The sequence below is a fragment of the Bacillus sp. CCNWLW194 genome, from assembly GCF_037120585.1.
In the GTDB taxonomy this organism is placed as follows: domain Bacteria; phylum Bacillota; class Bacilli; order Bacillales; family Bacillaceae_G; genus Bacillus_A; species Bacillus_A basilensis.
Window position 1 is genome coordinate 462,042 of the sequence record NZ_JBBBBL010000003.1, and the last position, 18,901, is coordinate 480,942.

The window sequence follows — 18,901 nt, forward strand, 5'->3', positions numbered from 1 at the left end:
CGTAACTTACGTCTAGAATAGAAAAAACTATTAAAATAAAAAGTGGGGTAAAGTTTAAATTTTTATTAAATTGTTAAGTTCTTGTCTTTTGGCAATCGTACTTCAAACATTGTTCTAACTACATTACTTTCAGCAGAAATCGTACCGTTATGCTGCTCGACAATATTTTTTGCAATAAATAGTCCCAGGCCTGTCCCGCCACGGTTCTCCGTTCTCGATTTATCACCTGTATAAAACATATCAAATAGATACGGTAAATCTTCTTCTGGAATGCTATCTCCGTAATTCATAACTTGTACGACAACTTCTTCATTATCGATATACCCATTCATATCAACAAATTGCCCATCATATCCGTATCGAACGGCATTTGTTAACAAGTTTTCAAATACTCTAGCTAGCAATTTTCCATCACCGTTAATCGGCAAATGAGGATCCACATTCAATCTAGCTTCTAACTGATGTTTTTCTAATAACGGATACAATTCCTCATCTAGCTGTATAAGCAGCTCACTTATATCAATTGGCTTTTTGTTTAGTTGTAACATGCCATAATTCATACGTGTAATTTCAAATAACTCATCGATTAAACTTTCCAGCCTTTGCGATTTCGTATATGCAATCGTGGAAAAATGTTTAATTTGTTCTTTTGTTAAGTTCTCATCTTTAAGAATTAAATCTAAATATCCTAACACGGATGTTAATGGCGTTCTTAAATCATGAGCTAAATTCACAACGAGCTGATCTTTACTACTTTCCGCAAAGTCTCCTCTTTCCACAGCTTCTTTTAACTTTTCACTCGCAACATTTATTTCACGTGCGATATTTCCAAATTCATCATTTGATGAAATTGGAACTTGTTTTGTAAAATCTCCGTTCGCAAGATGATGAATCCCATTAGAAATTTCATCAAAGTATTTTAAATACGGTTTTGTTAAAAAGAAGAAAAAGATAATAGATAACGGAATAAAGAAAATTAAAAAGAAGTTAATGTCTCCAAATTCCCTTACCATTGACCGAAATTGCGCTAAAGGCTCTTCATAGCGCACCATCGTTTTATAATACAGCTGTAATCCTTTATAAATCATATAAGTTACAGTAGCTGCGAGCACCATACTTAACGCAAATAAGGTAATCATTTTAAATCGAAAGCTTTTCATCATGTTACCCATTGAAAGTATAACCTACCCCCCACACTGTTTTTATTAACTTATCTTTTCTTTTATCTTCCCCAAGTTTTTTCCTCAACGTACGAATATGTACCATAACTGTATTTCCACCTTCATAATAATCATCTGCCCATACGTGCTGAAAAATATTTTCCACATTGTACACTTTCTTCGGATGACTCGCTAATAAATATAAAATATCGAACTCTTTCGGTGTTAACTCAATTTGCTCTCCGTACACGTTCACTGTTCTTCGTTCAGGATCAATAATAACTCCGCCTACCTCTAAAGCAGATTTGCTCTCCGCTACTTTCGGTTGATTTAATGTAAGAAATCGGCGTAATTGTGCATTTACACGTGCGACTAATTCAATCGGCGTAAAAGGTTTCGTCATATAATCATCTGCACCTAATACAAGACCTGTCACCTTATCAAAGTCCGAAGTTTTCGCACTTAAGAAAATGATCGGCATATGATGCTTCGCGCGAATTTGACGCGTCACCTCATACCCATCCATTTTCGGCATCATAATATCTAAAACCACTAAGTCGATTGGCTGCGTTTCAATAATATGAACTGCCTCTTCCCCGTCCGCTGCCTTCACAACATGGTACCCTTCTTTTTCTAAATGTATCTCAATTAAATCAGCAATTTCTGCCTCATCATCCGCTATTAAAATTGAAATGCGCTTCATTTTACTCCCCCTTTATACGCTCGATTTTAAACTAGTCTATCCAATTTGTACAATACAAAAAAGGCTACTCATTTGAGTAGCCTTAGTAAATGAAATTATATCGACGATTTTCCAATTATATCGAACACAACTTGAATTATATCGGCGATTTTCCAATTATATTAACCGTAACTCGAATTATATCAGCGATTATTGAATTATATCGACTTACCGACAATTAACGACAAAATCCTCTCGCTATTTGCGTACATCCTGATTAAAGATTCAATTCATCGCTCAAAAACAATCCGCTGCTTCGTTATTTCTTCCAATCTTCCGCGGTCAACTTTATACTCAGCATCAACGCTTTGCGGTACAATCACTTTTCCGCCCTCAAGCATCACTGTCGGCGAAATAATATCCTTCTCCCAATGTCTACTAGAAGCAGATATATCGCCTGGAATCGTAAAGTTTGACAATGAGGCAAGCGCAACATTTTGCGCTCGTGAAATCCCCATCTCTACCATACCACCGCACCAAACTGGTATGTTATGCGCCATGCAATAATTATGAATTTGAACCGATTCTGTTAATCCACCTACTCGCCCTGGTTTAATGTTAACGATTTGGCAGCTGCCAAGTGTAATCGCAACGCGCGCGTCTTCTAAACTATGGATGCTTTCGTCTAAACAAATTGGCGTTTCAATTTTCTTTTGCAGCTGTGCATGATCAAGAAAATCATAATCCGCTAGTGGCTGTTCAATCATCATCAATTGAAATTCATCTAACCGTTTTAATTTCTCTACATCAGCTAACGTATACGCTGAATTCGCATCAGCCATTAACGGGATATGCGGAAACTCTTTACGTATTTCTTTCAATAATTCGTAATCATGTCCCGGTTTTATTTTCACTTTAAAACGCTCGTATCCTTCTTCTGCGTACTTCTCAATTTGTTTTAACATAACCGGAATCGTATTGATCCCAATTACAACACCGACTTCAATTTCAGTCCTAGTTCCGCCAAGCAATGTCGCTAACGATTTCTTTTGATGCTTCGCATATAAATCCCAAACAGCCCCTTCAATTCCGGCCTTTGCCATTCGGTTTCTTTTTATATGCTGAAACAAACTCGGTATTTCATTCGGATGAGAAATTTCAGCCTTTAATAAATCAGGTAATAAAAAGTCTCGCAGTACATGCAGCGCTGTCTTCACTGTTTCTTCCGTGTACCATGGTTCAGAAAAAGCAACGACTTCACCAAATCCAATGTATCCGTCCGTATCTTCTAATTCAATGACGATACTCTCACGCGTTTCATACGTTCCGTAGCTTGCAGCAAACGGGATTACAAGTGGCATTTCCGTTATATAAAGTTTCGCTTTTTTTATCTCCACCTACACCTCCTCCACTAATTGTCTTAACTCTCGTCTTAACAATTTTTTCGAGGCGTTTCGTGGTAATTCCTCTAAGAAACTTGCTTTCTTCGGCACCTTATATTTCGCTAATTTCGCCTCGCAAAAATGAAGAATTTCTTCTTCTGTTACCTCTCCGCTTTTTACAACAAAAGCAGCGGGCACTTGTCCCCATTTATCGTCAATCATACCAACAACACCAGCTTCCGCTACCGCTGGATGAGAGAGCAACACCTCTTCAATTTGAGCCGGATATATATTCTCTCCGCCAGAAATAATTAAATCACTGCGGCGATCTAATACATATAAAAATCCTTCTTCGTCTAAATAACCGAGGTCACCAGTATGAAGCCATCCGTTTTGAATTGTTTCGCGCGTCGCATCTTCACGGTTAAAGTAACCGCCTGTTACGTTTGGTCCCTTTACTACGATTTCGCCTTCCGTACGCGGCGGCACTACGACACCATCTTTTTCAATACGAAGTTGGCACTGAAATAGTGGTTTTCCAGCTGACCCTACTTTCGTTAACATGTAATCTGCAGATAACGTACAAATTTGGGACGACGTTTCTGTCATACCGTACGTTTGATACACAGGAATTCCTTTATCTACACACGTTTCTAATAATGGTTTCGGGGCTGGTCCTCCGCCAAGTAACATGCATCGTAAAGAAGATGGATATGTCCCTTCTCCAAGTCTCTCTAATAAATCAGTTAACATTTTTGATACGACAGAAATAATCGTAACGCCTCTCGTTTGAAGTGCAGTATGAATAAAATCTGCATCATATTTCGGAACGAGTAAAATGCGCATTCCGTACATAATGTTTTTCATTAAAAGGGAAAGACCGCCAACGTGGAACATCGGCATACAAGCTAACCAGCAATCATCATCACGAAGCCCTAAATTAAGCGAAGAACCAACCGCGCTTGCCCAGTGATTGCCGTACGTTAAAATAACGCCTTTCGGTTTCCCTGTCGTCCCTGACGTATAAATAATTGTCATCGCTTCTTCTAAAGAGAATTCTTCTTGTATAGAGGCTTCCGCCTTCGGTCCATTCATCACTTCAGCAAATGAATAGACAGGAACAGCTTTAGCATCAAAATCTTGATCCGTCACTAAACAAACAACTTCAGCATCATCCATTTGCCAAAGTAGCTCTTCTCTTGAAAGACGCGTATTTAAAAGCACAGCTACTGCACCTACGTAAGATAGGGCGTGAATAACTGAAATCATCTCCATACCATTTTTCATCAGAACAGCCACCTTTTGCCCCCGTTTCACTCCTACATGCGTGAGGTGTTCACAAACAGATACTACTTTTTCATGTAGCTGCATAAAAGTAACTTTCTCTTCCTCTATTTCAATTGCAGTGCGATCTGGTGTTAAAAATGCACGTTGTATTAACCAATTTGGCATCGTCTCCATTGTTCATTCTCCTTTCATGAAAGAAAGAGACTTGATATGATATCAAGTCTCTTAGTTGTTTTGTTTCCATTTGATCCCATCTAGCTACAGCGGCTAGAACAGTCGGTCGTTTCACGCCTTCCTACGAGGCAAAAAGCGCCTCTACGTCAGGAGTTCCAACGCCCTCTTGTTCTAAACGAGCTGCTTCCGCTTTTGATCCCATCTAGCTACGCCTCCTAGCCCCTTCCGTCTAAGAACCTTCCGCACGAAAAAGTAAAAAACACTTTCTGTGCGAAAGAACCTTAGCCTACGAGGCTAAACAGTCGGCTCCGCTTTTGATCACGGGAAACGAGGGAATTGACCGAAGTCCGGACTGCGTTTTTCTTTGAACGCGTCGCGACCTTCTTTTGCTTCGTCAGTTGTGTAGTACAATAACGTTGCATCTCCAGCTAGTTGTTGAATACCAGCTAGACCGTCTGTGTCTGCGTTGAATGCAGCTTTTAGGAAACGAAGTGCCATTGGGCTGTTTGCTAAGATTTCTTGTGCCCATTGTACTGTTTCTGCTTCAAGTTGTTCTAATGGTACTACTGTATTTACTAAGCCCATATCAAGCGCTTCTTGTGCGTTATATTGACGGCATAGGTACCAAATTTCGCGAGCTTTCTTGTGGCCTACCATACGAGCTAAGTAACCAGCTCCGTATCCACCGTCAAAGCTTCCTACTTTAGGACCTGTTTGTCCGAATACAGCATTGTCTGCAGCGATTGTTAAATCACATACGATATGAAGTACGTGTCCACCACCAATTGCATAACCTGCTACCATTGCAATAACTGGTTTAGGGATTGCGCGAATTAGACGTTGTAAGTCTAATACGTTTAGACGTGGGATTTGGTCGTCACCTACATATCCACCATGACCGCGAACTTTTTGGTCGCCGCCAGAACAGAATGCACGTCCACCTTCACCTGTTAAAATGATAACGCCAACATTTGCATCATCACGAGCATGTGCAAAAGCGTTGATTAACTCCATTACCGTTTTTGGACGGAATGCGTTATGTACTTCAGGACGGTTAATCGAAATCTTTGCGATACCATTGTATGTTGAATAAATAATATCTTCGTAATTGCCTTCTTTTACCCATTCAATAGCCATTACAACTACCTCCTTGTATATTTCTGATCTCCTCTATAAGTGTGTCTTCCTTCTTAGATGAAAAAAGCATCACTGAATAGTTTTTAGAAATCCCTTTACTATTGTATCAAACTTTTCCGGTTGTTCCACATGAATTGCATGGCCAGCACCATCAATTTTGACAAATTTCGCGTCAGGGACGCATTTTTCAATGTTTTTTAATATACGAAAGAACTTTTCATCATACTCTCCGTTCATTAAAAGAACAGGCATCTTTAAGTTTTGCAGCTCATTCCACCATGAAGGCTGAGCCCCTGTTCCCATGCCGCGCAAGCTATTTGCAAGCCCTTTTGGATTGTTAGCAAGTCTTTCTTTTCGCACTGCTTCTTGTACGTTTTGTGCTAAATTTTTTTGCGTTTCAAACAGCGGAATATTTTCCCACATTGATACAAAACTTTTAATGCCTTCACGCTCAATTTTATGAGCAAGTCGCTCATCTTTTTCACAACGTTCTTTTCTATCCTCTTCACTTTCAAGCCCAGCTGTACAATTTTCTAATAAAAGAGAACGTACATATTCTGGATATAGGCATGCCATCGTAATCGCCAGTCTACCGCCCATTGAATAGCCAAGTATGTGCGCTTTTTCAATATGAAGATAGTCTAGTAGCTCTTTCATTTGCAATGCCGCATTTCGAATATCATAATGCGTCACATCTTCGGGACTTTCTGTTTTTCCATGCCCAACAATGTCTACTAAAATGACTTGAAATTGCTCGCTCCAAGAAGGAACGAAAGAACGCCACGTTTCCATGCTTCCTGTAAAACCATGAAGAAGTAGAAGTGGTTCCCCGCTTCCGACTACTTCGTATTCATACGATACACCTTGCAGCGTTACGTTCATTTTGATTCACCTTGCACCGATGTAGTAATTACGTCCTGTGTTTTCGCCCATAATTTGCGGTGCAATGTTAAGTTTTCATCACGGTTCGTACAAATTTCTACAACGTGTAAACCTTCCGCCCTTGTTCCTTTTTGTACCTCTTCGCGGAATTGCTCCCAACCATTTACACGGCTAAATGAACCACCGTACATTTTAACAACGTGTTCATAATCAAGACCAATCGGTGTTCCAAATAACGATTCGAAATGTTCCTTTTTCTCATACTGTGGTAAGAATGAGAAAATACCGCCACCGTCATTATTTACAACGACAATTGTTATATTTAATTCATGTAATTTTGCGGCTAATAATCCGTTTAAATCGTGATAAAATGATAAATCACCGATCACTAATACGAGCGGTTCACAAATAATGCTCGCTCCTAAAGCTGTCGAAATAATTCCATCAATCCCATTTACACCGCGGTTTGCCATCACTTGAATATTTTTCTCCGATGTGAAGAAGAATGAATCTGTATCACGAATTGGCATACTATTACTTGCAAATAACGTTGCCCCTTCTGGTAATACGCGGACAATATCCGTAATGACTTTCCCTTCAAATGCCGTTTCATATGTTTCCATTTCACGAAGCGTTTCCTTCGTTTTTTCGTTTATATGTTTCCACATTCCGAACCAATCATTCTTTTTCATAACTGGCATTTGTTCTATTAGTGCACTGCAAAATGCAATATCACTTGCTTGGACAACTTCTGTCGCAACAAGAGCTGGATCTCTCCATTGTCCAGATTCGTCAACAACGATATGAACGGCTTTCGTTTGTTTTTTGATGAACTGCGTCAATGCTTTCGAAACAGGCATACCACCAAAGCGAATTAAAACGTCCGGCTTCCACGTTTCCTTTAATAGCTCATTTCGTAAAAATGTATCGTAACAGTCGATTACCATCGTTTTATCGTGGTGTCCGCTACGAATGTTAGAAAGCGGATCCGCTAATATTGGATATCCCGTTTTTTCAGCTAATTCTGCCGCAAATGCTGCGAGTTCTGAATGACTATCGTCTCCACAAATAATAAGCCCCTTCTCCATATGTGAAAGGCGCCCTACAAGCGAATCTACATATTCACTCGGCATCATCACGTTCCCTTGCTGAACTACTCCTGTATATTCCCCGCGTCCTTTATCCCATAAACTTTCTAATGAGAAGTCCGGGATAAGCGGTTCACGAACTGGAAAATTAAGATGAACAGGTCCTTGCGGCGCTAAACAAGCACTTGCTATCATGCGCTGCGTTGTCATGCGAGCGTAATGATACATTGCTTCACTCGCTTCTGGAAGTGCCATCTCTGTAAATTGCTTCACAAACGTACCGTATAAATTAAATTGATTCATTGCTTGCGGTGCACCGACATCTCTTAATTCATGCGGTCTATCTGCTGTTAAGACGATAAGCGGCACCCGTGAATGAAAAGCTTCACATACAGCTGGATAATAGTTCGCTGCTGCCGTTCCTGATGTACACAATAATGCAACAGGACGTTTTTTCGCTTTTGCGATACCGAGCGCAAAAAATCCTGCTGATCTTTCATCTACATGTAAATATGTGTTCATTCCTTCATGTTGTTCCATTAGTAGAGCTATCGGCGTTGACCGTGAGCCTGGACTAATGACAACATCACATACATTTAGACGCGTCAGTTCATCCACGAACGCGCCTAAATAATATGATAATGCTTCTATATGATTGTTCATTTCATTAATTCCTCCAAAGCACCAAGCATCGGTCTAAACTTCAAACTTGTTTCTTCATATTCAAGTTGTGGTACTGAGTCAATTACAATCCCGCAACCGGCAAATAAGGATGCTTTCTCGCCATTTAATAATCCACAGCGAAGTGCAACCGCAAATTCACCATTTCCTTCATCATCTATCCAGCCAATCGGTGCACCATATAATCCTCTGTCTAACAATTCAACATCACGAATCAATTTCATCGCTTCCAAACGAGGTGTCCCGCCAAGAGCTGGTGTTGGATGTAATTCTTCTACCATTGTTAAAAGACTCGCATCGCCTTTTGCCTCTACAGGCGTATATAAATGAATTAAGTTTTTCGTTGTTAATAAGCCCGGACTTTCCGGAATATTAACGGATTCGCAGTGCTCATTTAATACCGATCTAATCATGTTCACAACATAACCGTGTTCAGCTAAATTCTTTTCATCATGAAGAAGCGCATTACTATTTTGCTTACTTTCTTCTATAGATTGACCATGACCAGTTGAACCAGCAAGACACATCGAAGTAAACTTCTCATCTTCTTTGCGAATTAATCTCTCTGGCGTCGCTCCTAAGAAGCATGCTCCTTTATAATCAAAAGAAAATACGTAACAATCCGGTTGCCCAATGCGAAGCGCTTCTAAAACAAGAGCAGAATCAATATGATGATTCATTTCTACTTTTAGCTCCCTCGCTAATACAACCTTCTGCACGTTCCCCTGCTTCATCTCATCTTGTACCTTCTCAATGGCCTTCATCCAGCCTCTCGGATCCACTTCTACTTTAGAAGTAACTGTTAATTTCGACCCTTCTAGTGCACATTTACTCTCCCCAAAAATTTTCTCTTCTAAAGAAACAATTTCGTTATAAAGAGTTTCTGCACAATCTGTTGCTGAAACGAAAGTATTCATTGTTAACCAAGCTTTTTCATTTTTTACAGTTAATAAAAATGCTGGTAGTGAAAATGTTGTATCATCAAATTCTTTCCATAAGTCTGTTTTCTCTTTTTCTTGGTCAAATGAAAATCCACCAAACAAAAGAGGACCTGTTCCAAATTCGTATCTTTCTCTTTGTACAAATGCTTTCTCTTTTACTTTATCCCACTCGTCACGAGCAGTTTGAAAGCGTTTGTGAGAAGCAGTTGCTATAGTGAAAACAGAGCCAACTCCAGCAAATATTACATGCTGAGCTGGGTCTGCAAAATAACATCTATTTTCGAATGCAATCCTTTTTCCTGCTGCATAAAACAGAAGCGGATCCATCCAGTCTATTTGTTTTACGAAGCTAACCAATATTTTTTCATCAGTTGCACGCTTAATGGCTGCACCAAGAACTTCTTGCAAGCCTATTTGTTTCGTTTGAATCACAATTGTCTCCCCCCTATGGGCGAAAAATAGTCATAATTACGCTTGATTTTAAGATACACCTCAAACGAAAGGCCTGTCAACGTTTAGCATTTCTGAGAAATTCACCTTCTCTTCCTAGAAAATAAACGTTGACACTAAATGATGCTTTTTCTACACTTAGTTGTGTACAATATGTGACCAAAGGAGGATTCAACATGGAAATGAACGTCGAAACGAATTCCTCTCCTACGGCGCCAAAGCCAAGTAAGCAAACAGGCTGGCGCATTTGGTGGAGTTTACTACGTCCCCATACATTAACAGCAGCTTTCGTTCCTGTTTTCATTGGAACAGCCTATGCAATGCAGGTCGGAGGTATAAATCAAATACATCTCCCTCTTTTCCTTATAATGCTTCTTGCTTGTCTTCTCATTCAGGCAGCAACAAACATGTTTAATGAATACTTTGATTATAAAAGAGGACTCGATCACGAAGGTTCAGTTGGTATCGGCGGCGCTATCGTTCGCGATGGCATTCAGCCAAAAACAGTACTTAACTTAGCATTTGGATTTTTCGGCATCGCAATACTATTAGGTGTTTATATTTGTATGAATTCTAGCTGGTGGCTTGCGGCAATCGGTCTTATTTGTATGGCCGTTGCTTACCTTTATACAGGTGGCCCACTTCCAATTGCCTATACACCATTTGGAGAGTTAACAGCCGGATTATTTATGGGTGTCATTATTATTGGGATTTCATTCTTTATTCAAACTGGAACTGTAACATCAGAAGTGATTTTACTATCGATTCCAAGCTCCATTTTAATTGGTGCCATTTTACTAGCTAATAACATTCGTGACTTAGATGGCGATAAAGAAAACGGTCGTAAAACGTTAGCAATTCTCGTTGGACGTGAAAGAGCCGTTGGTGTACTTGCTTCTATCTTCATCGTTTCCTACATTTGGACAATTGCTTTAATTATCGTCCACATCGTATCACCATGGATGCTTATCGTATTTTTAAGTGCACCGAAAGCATTTAAAGCGACGAAAGGCTTTATCGGCAAAAGCATCCCAATGGAAATGGTACCTGCGATGATTGCAACCGCAAAAACAAATACAATCTTCGGTCTCCTCATGGGAATCGGATTATTGCTTGGATATTTCCTTTAAAAGGAGCTGCTAATGCGGCTCCTTTTTCATATATCAATTTCAGAGGTAAAATTCATCTCATAATTCCTACCCCCAACGCTCATACTATGTAAAGAAACTGAATTGTAGGAAGGTGGACGACTATGTTAACTCCACAACAAATAAATCAATTTAAATCCGTTTTAGAAAAACAAAAACAAGAACTAGAGCAAACGATACAAACACACGAAAATGAAGATCGAGCATCTGAGCGCGATTCCGTTGGAGAATTATCTAGCTACGATAATCACCCCGCTGATATGGCAACAGAGCTATATGAACGTGAAAAAGACTTCGGACTTATTGAGCTTTGGCATAAACAGCTGGAAGCTACGAAACATGCCCTGCAAAAAATAGAAGCGGGTACGTATGGCATTTGCGAAGTGTCTGGCGAAGAAATTCCATTTGAAAGATTAGAAGCAATGCCGACTGCTACAACATGCATACAGCACACAACGAACAAATTAAATATGAATACGCGGCCAGTTGAAGAAGAAGTATTGTCTCCTTCTTTCCACAAACATGATGAAGATCATTCTGTTGAATACGATGCAGAAGATGCATGGCAAGATGTCGCAAATTATGGAACATCTGAAACGCCGTCTGATTTAGAAAGACAAGATTCAAAAAACTATAATGGCATGTATGTAAATAGCGAAGAGAATGTGGGCTACGTAGAGGATTTCGAGAATTTTATCGGTACAGATATGTATGGAAAAAATCCGCAAGTTTTCGCTACGGAAGAGCATGAAGAATATGAACAAATGCTTGATGACTTTGAAGAGCGTACTTTTAAAGGCGAATTATCTTCAAATGAATCTAGCTCTAAAGAATAAAAAAAAGCATTCCGAAAATCGGAATGCTTTTATCGCTAGCTAATTAGTTTTTTGTAACGTTAGCAGCTTGTGGTCCACGGTTACCTTCAACGATTTCGAAAGAAACTTCTTGACCTTCTTCTAAAGTTTTGAATCCGTCACCTTGGATAGCTGAGAAGTGAACGAATACATCGTCTCCACCTTCAACTTCGATGAAACCGAAACCTTTTTCGCCGTTAAACCATTTAACTTTACCTGTTTGCATGTCATGTACCTCCTAAATAAAAATGAAACTATGAATCCACATGAAAAGGTGGATATAAAGGACATGAATGTATAACAAGCTTACAGCCTTTAATTCAACGTGCTTTATTTCCGTACCACATTATGTAGCTCAATAGTGACTTCACTATATCACGCTATATCAAAAACGTCAAATGAGAACACTTTCATTCCATTATTTTTTTATAATTTTAATATAATGTTGAATTTCCATATTCATATTTTATTGGAAAATTAACAAAACTAAAGTATTCTAACGCTATTAAATTCTGTACAATATAAGTATCTATTACATACGAGGTGAAAGAAATGAAGGCACATGAAATCGAATATAAGCTATACGGCGATGATATGCAGTTCGTTGAAATTGAATTAGATCCAGAAGAAAGCGTTATCGCTGAAGCTGGTGCAATGATGATGATGGAAGATTATATCGAAATGGAAACAATCTTCGGTGATGGTTCTGGCCCATCTGGAGGTTTATTCGGAAAATTAATGGGCGCTGGTAAGCGTCTCGTTACAGGTGAAAGCATGTTTATGACTGTATTTACAAATACAGGTCACGGCAAGCGCCACGTATCCTTTGCTGCTCCTTATCCGGGTAAAATTGTTCCTGTAGATTTAACAGAATATCAAGGCAAAGTAGTTTGCCAAAAAGATGCATTTCTTTGTGCGGCAAAAGGCGTTTCTATCGGAATCGAGTTTACAAAAAAAATCGGAACTGGTTTCTTCGGCGGTGAAGGTTTCATCATGCAAAAACTCGAAGGTGATGGACTTGCTTTCATGCACGCAGGCGGAACTGTATACAAACGTGAATTAAAGCCTGGTGAAAAACTTCGCATTGATACAGGTTGTCTCGTTGCCATGACAAAAGACGTTAACTACGATGTCGAGTTCGTTGGAAAAGTAAAAACAGCTCTATTTGGCGGCGAAGGTTTATTCTTTGCCACGTTAGAAGGCCCTGGAACAGTTTGGATTCAGTCCTTAACACTTAGCCGCTTAGCAGCACGCCTGACAAGCCCAGCTGCTCAAGGCAGTGGTGAAGGTAGCGTTTTAGGTGGACTTGGTCGGTTATTAGATGGCAAAGAGTAATGTATAATAGTAGCAGGGATATAACCTAGCCGAACTTTTTGACTAGGTTATATCCCTTTTTATTTTTCCTTTCGACGAATAACATGCACTATTATGGTAACTTCTCAAATAAAGTGATACTTTAATCAACCCGACTCCTACCTACCCTCTTTGCTCCAGCCGAATTTTGAAGCGGGATAAACAAAAATAATGATAGTGTCTTTAAATGCTCAGTACAAAACTCTTGCAATCCCAAACTGTAACATTTAAGATTACGTTTATAAGGAGTGATACAAACTTGAATAGTGAATTTATGATTGCTGTGCATTGTTTAGTTTATCTGAATCATGTACCTGGAAATATGGCGAATAGTGAACAATTAGCTGATAACCTTTGTGCCAATGCAGCACGAATTCGCAAAGTCATGCGAATGTTAAAAAAGAATGGTTTAATTTCTACAAAAGAAGGAATTAACGGTGGTTATATTTTCAAGCACAATCCTAAAGATGTTACGCTTGGAGACATTTATGAACTAACTTCAACTAATTCTTTATCTTCTAATTGGAGATCTGGTGATATAGATAAAGATTGTACAATTTCTTCGGGAATAGGCGATGTAATGACTGACATATTCATCGAGGGCGATAAACATTATAAATTATTTTTAGATCAACTAAGTATACAAGATGTTATAAATAAATTATTTAAATAAAGAGTTTCATTTTGGTATAAATACTTTTACAAACTATACCGAAATGAAAGTATGTTATAAATGTAACTTTTTAAATTACATTTCACTTATTCAAAGCTCCTTACCAAAAATTATAGCTACATACGAAAGGAATGTTTATTATGTCTAACAATTTATATCAAAAAGAAAATTTACGTCATTTATCAAAATTATCTACACTGGCACCCGAACAGGCTCAAGCATTTCAAAAGTTTAGTAGACAAGTTATGACTGAAGGTGCTTTATCGAAGAAAGAAAAAGAAATTATTGCCGTTGCAGTAGCACATGCAACAGAATGTCCATATTGTATTGATGCACATACAGTAAGTGCAAAACGTGCTGGTGCATCTCTTGAAGAACTAACAGAAGCCATCTTTGTAGTCGCTTCTGTTGAAGCTGGTGGCGCAATCACACATAGTACACATATGCAAAATGCCTTAGATCCTAGTGCCGACGATGTACTATATCGCCGATCAAATTTACAAAAAGTAGCAAACCTAAAACAATTTGCACCTGAAGGCTTCTCAGCATTTATGGAGTTTAACATGGCAGCAGCGAAAGAAGGAACTCTAAGTAAAAAACTAAAAGAATTAATTGCTATCGCTATCGCACATACAACAGAATGCCCATATTGTATCGATGTGCATACAAAATCTGCAGCAAAAGCCGGAGCAACAAAAGAAGAAATTGCAGAAGCTATTTTAGTTGCAGCTGCTTTACGAGCAGGCGGTGCTTACGCTCATATGGCTAACATGATTGAAAGCTATCAAAAATAGAAGCCTTTGAAAAAGTATCCTCATGAAACGGATACTTTTTCTTTTATTATTCTTTGTCGATATATTTTAATGTAATTATTGATATGCTCGTTCTTTTCCCCCATAATCCACATCACGTAACTTTAAATTCAAGCCTTTTTTCAAAAGAATGAATCAAGTCCCTCACTGCATATATTGAATTATACCTTTTCTTAAGGAGGGCTTCCTTAATGCGTACTCCTTTATCTTTTGATAAAGATACTGCCATATTGTTAGCTTCTTGTTGTGAGTTAACGTATGAACAATATAAACAAAATGGGATTTTCGAAATACCAGATGGTTTTCAATATGTACAAGGCTTTCAAGGAAAAACAATTCAAATGACGGATTGGTTTGGATTCATACTAGAATCTGAGGATACGATTATTATAGCTTTTCGGGGTACACAAACAGATACAGACTGGATTATCGATTCACTCGTCAACCAAAAGCCATATCCATATGCTTTGAACAGCGGAAATGTCCATAACGGGTTTCTTTCTATTTATGAATCTTGCCGAGATTCTATTATGGATATGCTCGTATCATTACCGGCCCATAAGAAACTTCTTGCAACTGGTCATAGCTTAGGCGGCGCACTCGCTACACTACATATACTAGATGCGCGTATCAACACCGCCTTCGCACAGTACGGTCTGTATACATTTGCCTCTCCAAAAGTTGGCGATATTGCATTTCGCAATTATTATAAACTACAAGTAGCTAGTAGCTTTCGCTTTGTTAATTTATTTGATATCGTTCCTCTTCTCCCTCCGCGCAATGTCCATTTTAATGAACAAGACTGGGAATATGCACACGTTCATCACAACATGACTTTTACAAAAAACACAAAGTCTATTACAAATAATCATTCCATTACAACATACAAAACATGTCTGACTTCTCATTTTTAACCAGTAAACAATTGGAAATCAAATATCCTTATACTATAATAATATATGAATTTACTTTTGGATGAGGGGACCTTACATGCTAAAATTTATCTTTGCACTTTTTCTCATTGTAATTTTTTCGTTTACAGGTTTCTTTACATTTTCATACTTTGCGACAGGAGAATATGATGGAACAGGTATCATATATACCGCCATCCCATTTCTTTCTTAAGCAAAAAAAGAAAACCGAGCTTAATAAGATTAAGCTCGGTTTTTTAAGCCATTATATTCCTCTTTTAAAAGTGAATACACTTTAGCATCCCTATACGTATTATCCATTTTTACACTTTGTCTCAATATGCCTTCATATACCATTTTCAATTTTTGCATCACACGTTCAGAAGCTATATTCTCTGCGTCACATCTTCCTTCCATACGGTTTATATTCAGCTCCTGAAAGCCTATTTCAATGAGTTCTTCTAAAGCTTCCACAATAAGTCCTTTCCCCCAATACGCTGGGCTAATTACAGCTCCAATCGATGCACTATTATGTGGCATGAGCCATATTCCACATGTTCCAATCACTTTTTGAGTATCCTTCAGCATAATAGACCATATAAGAGCTTTACCTTCTCGTATCGTTGCAAGCATATTTTCTATTAAACTATGCGTTTCCTCTTTCATTTTATGTACTTCCCGGGGTACATATATAGCTGCTTCTGGATTCGAATACACTTCAAACAAATCATCTACATGCGAATACTGTATCTTCGTTAATATTAATCTATCTGTTTTTAAATCAAGTTCCTCACACATATCTCCCATACATCATTTACCTCACTTCAACTTAATAAAGAAAAGTCCCTTCAAAAGGGACCTTCACTTAATACTGTTTAACCGCATTACCAATACCCCAAATCTCATTACTATACTGTAAAATCGTTCGATCGCTAGCAAAATGACCAGATTGTGCAATATTTAAAATTGACATTTCTAGCCACTTCGTTCGGTTTTCATAAGCTCTACCAACAGCTTCTTGCCTTTCCGCATATGGACCAAAATCTCGCAGAACGAAATATTCATCATTTTGAATAACGAGAGAATCATAAATCGCTTCAAATTCAGCCCCCGAATGTGCAAAGAAACCATTCGTTAACTGATCTACTACTTTTTTAATGTGCCCATTATGGTGATAATAATCACTTGCACGATATCCACCATTTTGATAGTAATGAAGAACCTCTTCGGCCGTTAAACCGAAAATGAAACAGTTATCATCACCGACCCGATCTTTTATTTCAATATTAGCTCCGTCTAGCGTACCGAGTGTAATCACACCATTCATCATAAATTTCATATTCCCTGTTCCTGAAGCTTCTTTACTCGCAGTGGAAATTTGCTCACTTACATCCGCCGCTGGGAATATATCTTCCGCTAGAGACACTCGGTAGTTTTCTAGAAAGATAACTTTCATATATTGACTTACGTACGGATCATTATTCACTTTCCTTGCGAGTTCATTAATTAATTTAATAATTTTTTTCGCATAGTAATAGCCAGGTGATGCTTTCGCTCCAAAGATAAAAGTACGCGGATAAAATGTAAAACTAGCATCCTCTTTCAAACGGTTATACAAATATAAAATATGAAGAACATTTAATAATTGTCGCTTGTAAGCATGCAGTCTTTTTACTTGCACATCAAAAATAGAATTTGGATCAATTGTAATCCCCATTGTATGATGAATACGCTCTGCTAAAATCTCTTTACGCTCTTGTTTTACCTCTGCAAATTTCTCTTGGAAACTCGCATCGTATTGAACTAATTGTAGTTCTTGAAGCTTAATCGGTTCTTTCTTCCACTCTGTTCCAATCGCCTCTGAAATAAGGTTCGTCAGCTGCGGATTCGCCTTCATTAACCAGCGTCTATGAGCGATTCCATTCGTTTTATTATTAAACTTATCTGGATAAAACTCATAAAATAATCGCATTTCACGTTGCTTTAAAATTTCCGTATGAATTTTTGCTACACCGTTGACACTATGGCTACCGACAATTGCTAAATGAGCCATTTTCACAAGATCATGCGCAATAATCGCCATCTCTTCAATGCGATGCCATTCATAAGGATAACGTTCCCAAAGTTCATGACAGAAACGTTCATTAATCTCTTCAATAATCATATATATTCTCGGTAATAACGGTTTAAAAATGTGAATTGGCCACTTCTCAAGCGCTTCTGATAACGTCGTATGATTCGTATAAGAAATCGTCTGTGTCGTTATATGCCAAGCTTCTTCCCATGCTAGTTTTTCTTCATCTAATAAAATACGCATCAGTTCTGGAATCGCCAAAACTGGATGTGTATCATTAATATGAATCGCAATTTTCTCATGTAATTGACGAAGGTCACCATATCTTTCTCTATGCAAACGAACGATATTTTGCAAACTTGCTGATACGAGGAAATACTGTTGTTTCAAACGAAGGATTTTCCCCTCATCATGCGTATCATCTGGATATAAAAACTCCGATACTGCCTCTGTTTCACGCTTATATTTCAAAATATCTTTGCAATTTTGCGGGAAAGGAACTGGTTCAGCATTCCAAAGTCTGAGTGTATTTACAGTACTCGTCTCATAACCTACTACCGGAACATCATATGGGACTGCCATAATCACTTCTGCATTCGTATGCCTGAACTCTAAACGTCCATCAATGTAGAGCGGTTCAACATTGCCGAAATAACTTACTTCTACAGCTTGATCATACCTTCTTACTTCCCATACGTTTTCATGGAGTAGCCACTGTTCTGGAAACTCAACTTGATAACCATCCACAATTTTTTGATCAAATAAACCATGTTTGTAACGAATTCCGCAGCCATGACCTGGTAAGTCTAAAGATGCAAGTGAATCAAGGAAACAGGCTGCTAATCGTCCGAGTCCACCATTTCCAAGACCTGCATCTGCTTCCACCTCTTCTAACTGTTGCAAAGAAATCCCAAGCTCAGAAAGTCCTTGCTCACATACATCCCTGATGCCTAAATTTAATATGTTACTTCCAAGCAAACGCCCAAGTAAAAACTCAATGGATAAGTAATACATTTGCTTTCGCTCTCCAGATCGATAACTTTCGTTCGTGGCAATCCATTGACTATTCATATACTCACGTACCATGTACCCAAGCGTATTGTATTGATCACGAGTTGTAGAGTCTTTGAAACTTTTACCATACATCGTCTCTAACTTTTCTAGAAAAGCTGATTTGAAACTTTCAACATGAGTAAACATTTTTTCACCACC

General features: G+C 38.5%; 18 protein-coding genes. 7 read left to right on the plus strand and 11 right to left on the minus strand.

Translation table 11 applies throughout. The features are described 5' to 3' along the window. Nucleotides 1-65: 65 nt before the first annotated feature. The 8 genes from V7S50_RS08950 to V7S50_RS08985 all read right to left on the minus strand — a co-directional run bounded on the left by V7S50_RS08950 (nt 66) and on the right by V7S50_RS08985 (nt 9,846). Nucleotides 66-1,172: a sensor histidine kinase gene (locus V7S50_RS08950; RefSeq protein WP_098555303.1), complete on the minus strand. Its 1,107-nt coding sequence runs from the start codon at nt 1,170-1,172 to the stop codon at nt 66-68. Beyond that, entirely contained in the window at nt 1,165-1,863 is a 699-nt protein-coding gene (locus V7S50_RS08955) for a response regulator transcription factor (RefSeq protein ID WP_063224356.1), read from the minus strand. The genes V7S50_RS08950 and V7S50_RS08955 overlap by 8 nt, the downstream gene beginning before the upstream one ends. Nucleotides 1,864-2,132: 269 nt before the next feature. Beyond that, complete coding sequence (gene menC / locus V7S50_RS08960; RefSeq protein ID WP_242252321.1) at nt 2,133-3,239, minus strand: o-succinylbenzoate synthase; 1,107 nt, start codon at nt 3,237-3,239, stop codon at nt 2,133-2,135. Continuing rightward, on the minus strand, nt 3,240-4,685 hold the full coding sequence (locus V7S50_RS08965) for an o-succinylbenzoate--CoA ligase (RefSeq protein WP_242252320.1): 1,446 nt from the start codon (nt 4,683-4,685) through the stop codon (nt 3,240-3,242). It abuts the gene before it with no gap. 318 nt (nt 4,686-5,003) lie between these two features. Continuing rightward, nucleotides 5,004-5,822: a 1,4-dihydroxy-2-naphthoyl-CoA synthase gene (gene menB / locus V7S50_RS08970; protein ID WP_060632697.1), complete on the minus strand. Its 819-nt coding sequence runs from the start codon at nt 5,820-5,822 to the stop codon at nt 5,004-5,006. Nucleotides 5,823-5,891: 69 nt separating this feature from the next. After that, nucleotides 5,892-6,704 (minus strand): 2-succinyl-6-hydroxy-2,4-cyclohexadiene-1-carboxylate synthase, encoded by an 813-nt coding sequence (gene menH, locus V7S50_RS08975; protein WP_242252319.1) that lies wholly within the window; start codon nt 6,702-6,704, stop codon nt 5,892-5,894. Then, a complete protein-coding gene (gene menD / locus V7S50_RS08980) occupies nt 6,701-8,455 on the minus strand; it encodes a 2-succinyl-5-enolpyruvyl-6-hydroxy-3-cyclohexene-1-carboxylic-acid synthase (protein ID WP_242252318.1) in 1,755 nt (584 codons plus the stop codon). The genes menH and menD overlap by 4 nt, the downstream gene beginning before the upstream one ends. After that, complete coding sequence (locus V7S50_RS08985; protein WP_242252317.1) at nt 8,452-9,846, minus strand: isochorismate synthase; 1,395 nt, start codon at nt 9,844-9,846, stop codon at nt 8,452-8,454. The genes menD and V7S50_RS08985 overlap by 4 nt, the downstream gene beginning before the upstream one ends. 194 nt (nt 9,847-10,040) lie before the next feature. On the opposite strand from V7S50_RS08985, the gene V7S50_RS08990 reads away from it, so the two are divergent. Next, nucleotides 10,041-10,994, plus strand: a complete 954-nt coding sequence (locus V7S50_RS08990; protein WP_242252316.1) for a 1,4-dihydroxy-2-naphthoate polyprenyltransferase — start codon at nt 10,041-10,043, stop codon at nt 10,992-10,994. Between the two features lie 122 nt (nt 10,995-11,116). Continuing rightward, nucleotides 11,117-11,848: a yteA family sporulation protein gene (locus V7S50_RS08995; protein ID WP_242252315.1), complete on the plus strand. Its 732-nt coding sequence runs from the start codon at nt 11,117-11,119 to the stop codon at nt 11,846-11,848. A 43-nt stretch (nt 11,849-11,891) separates the two neighbouring features. Here V7S50_RS08995 and cspD read toward each other — a convergent pair whose 3' ends face one another. Beyond that, the gene (gene cspD / locus V7S50_RS09000; protein WP_001193049.1) at nt 11,892-12,092 is read right to left on the minus strand and encodes a cold-shock protein CspD; all 201 of its coding nucleotides are present in this window, start codon (nt 12,090-12,092) and stop codon (nt 11,892-11,894) included. 326 nt (nt 12,093-12,418) lie between these two features. On the opposite strand from cspD, the gene V7S50_RS09005 reads away from it, so the two are divergent. The 5 genes from V7S50_RS09005 to V7S50_RS09025 all read left to right on the plus strand — a co-directional run bounded on the left by V7S50_RS09005 (nt 12,419) and on the right by V7S50_RS09025 (nt 15,829). Continuing rightward, nucleotides 12,419-13,201, plus strand: a complete 783-nt coding sequence (locus V7S50_RS09005) for a TIGR00266 family protein (RefSeq protein WP_063224364.1) — start codon at nt 12,419-12,421, stop codon at nt 13,199-13,201. A 277-nt stretch (nt 13,202-13,478) separates the two neighbouring features. Next, nucleotides 13,479-13,892, plus strand: coding sequence for an RrF2 family transcriptional regulator (locus V7S50_RS09010; RefSeq protein ID WP_242252313.1), 414 nt, complete (start codon nt 13,479-13,481; stop codon nt 13,890-13,892). 140 nt (nt 13,893-14,032) lie between these two features. After that, entirely contained in the window at nt 14,033-14,686 is a 654-nt protein-coding gene (locus V7S50_RS09015) for a carboxymuconolactone decarboxylase family protein (RefSeq protein WP_242252312.1), read from the plus strand. 209 nt (nt 14,687-14,895) lie between these two features. Next, nucleotides 14,896-15,618 carry a lipase family protein gene (locus V7S50_RS09020; protein ID WP_242252311.1) on the plus strand — a complete coding sequence of 241 codons (723 nt, stop codon included), beginning with the start codon at nt 14,896-14,898 and terminating at the stop codon, nt 15,616-15,618. 76 nt (nt 15,619-15,694) lie between these two features. Next, nucleotides 15,695-15,829: a hypothetical protein gene (locus tag V7S50_RS09025; RefSeq protein ID WP_000911067.1), complete on the plus strand. Its 135-nt coding sequence runs from the start codon at nt 15,695-15,697 to the stop codon at nt 15,827-15,829. 29 nt (nt 15,830-15,858) lie between these two features. On the opposite strand, the gene V7S50_RS09030 is transcribed toward V7S50_RS09025, so the two are convergent. Both V7S50_RS09030 and glgP read right to left on the minus strand, forming a co-directional pair. Then, nucleotides 15,859-16,422: a GNAT family N-acetyltransferase gene (locus tag V7S50_RS09030; RefSeq protein ID WP_252209180.1), complete on the minus strand. Its 564-nt coding sequence runs from the start codon at nt 16,420-16,422 to the stop codon at nt 15,859-15,861. A gap of 58 nt (nt 16,423-16,480) precedes the next feature. Next, entirely contained in the window at nt 16,481-18,889 is a 2,409-nt protein-coding gene (glgP, locus tag V7S50_RS09035) for a glycogen phosphorylase (protein WP_242252309.1), read from the minus strand. Between the last annotated feature and the right edge of the window lie 12 nt (nt 18,890-18,901).

Bases quoted from the DNA above. Each gene is read 5' to 3' on its own strand.
- V7S50_RS08950 (WP_098555303.1), bottom strand. From the start codon at position 1,172: ATGGGTAACATGATGAAAAGCTTTCGATTTAAAATGATTACCTTATTT.
- V7S50_RS08955 (WP_063224356.1), bottom strand. From the start codon at position 1,863: ATGAAGCGCATTTCAATTTTAATAGCGGATGATGAGGCAGAAATTGCT.
- V7S50_RS08965 (WP_242252320.1), bottom strand. From the start codon at position 4,685: ATGGAGACGATGCCAAATTGGTTAATACAACGTGCATTTTTAACACCA.
- menB (WP_060632697.1), bottom strand. From the start codon at position 5,822: ATGGCTATTGAATGGGTAAAAGAAGGCAATTACGAAGATATTATTTAT.
- menH (WP_242252319.1), bottom strand. From the start codon at position 6,704: ATGAACGTAACGCTGCAAGGTGTATCGTATGAATACGAAGTAGTCGGA.
- menD (WP_242252318.1), bottom strand. From the start codon at position 8,455: ATGAACAATCATATAGAAGCATTATCATATTATTTAGGCGCGTTCGTG.
- V7S50_RS08990 (WP_242252316.1), top strand. From the start codon at position 10,041: ATGGAAATGAACGTCGAAACGAATTCCTCTCCTACGGCGCCAAAGCCA.
- V7S50_RS08995 (WP_242252315.1), top strand. From the start codon at position 11,117: ATGTTAACTCCACAACAAATAAATCAATTTAAATCCGTTTTAGAAAAA.
- cspD (WP_001193049.1), bottom strand. From the start codon at position 12,092: ATGCAAACAGGTAAAGTTAAATGGTTTAACGGCGAAAAAGGTTTCGGT.
- V7S50_RS09005 (WP_063224364.1), top strand. From the start codon at position 12,419: ATGAAGGCACATGAAATCGAATATAAGCTATACGGCGATGATATGCAG.
- V7S50_RS09015 (WP_242252312.1), top strand. From the start codon at position 14,033: ATGTCTAACAATTTATATCAAAAAGAAAATTTACGTCATTTATCAAAA.
- V7S50_RS09020 (WP_242252311.1), top strand. From the start codon at position 14,896: ATGCGTACTCCTTTATCTTTTGATAAAGATACTGCCATATTGTTAGCT.
- V7S50_RS09025 (WP_000911067.1), top strand. From the start codon at position 15,695: ATGCTAAAATTTATCTTTGCACTTTTTCTCATTGTAATTTTTTCGTTT.
- V7S50_RS09030 (WP_252209180.1), bottom strand. From the start codon at position 16,422: ATGGGAGATATGTGTGAGGAACTTGATTTAAAAACAGATAGATTAATA.
- glgP (WP_242252309.1), bottom strand. From the start codon at position 18,889: ATGTTTACTCATGTTGAAAGTTTCAAATCAGCTTTTCTAGAAAAGTTA.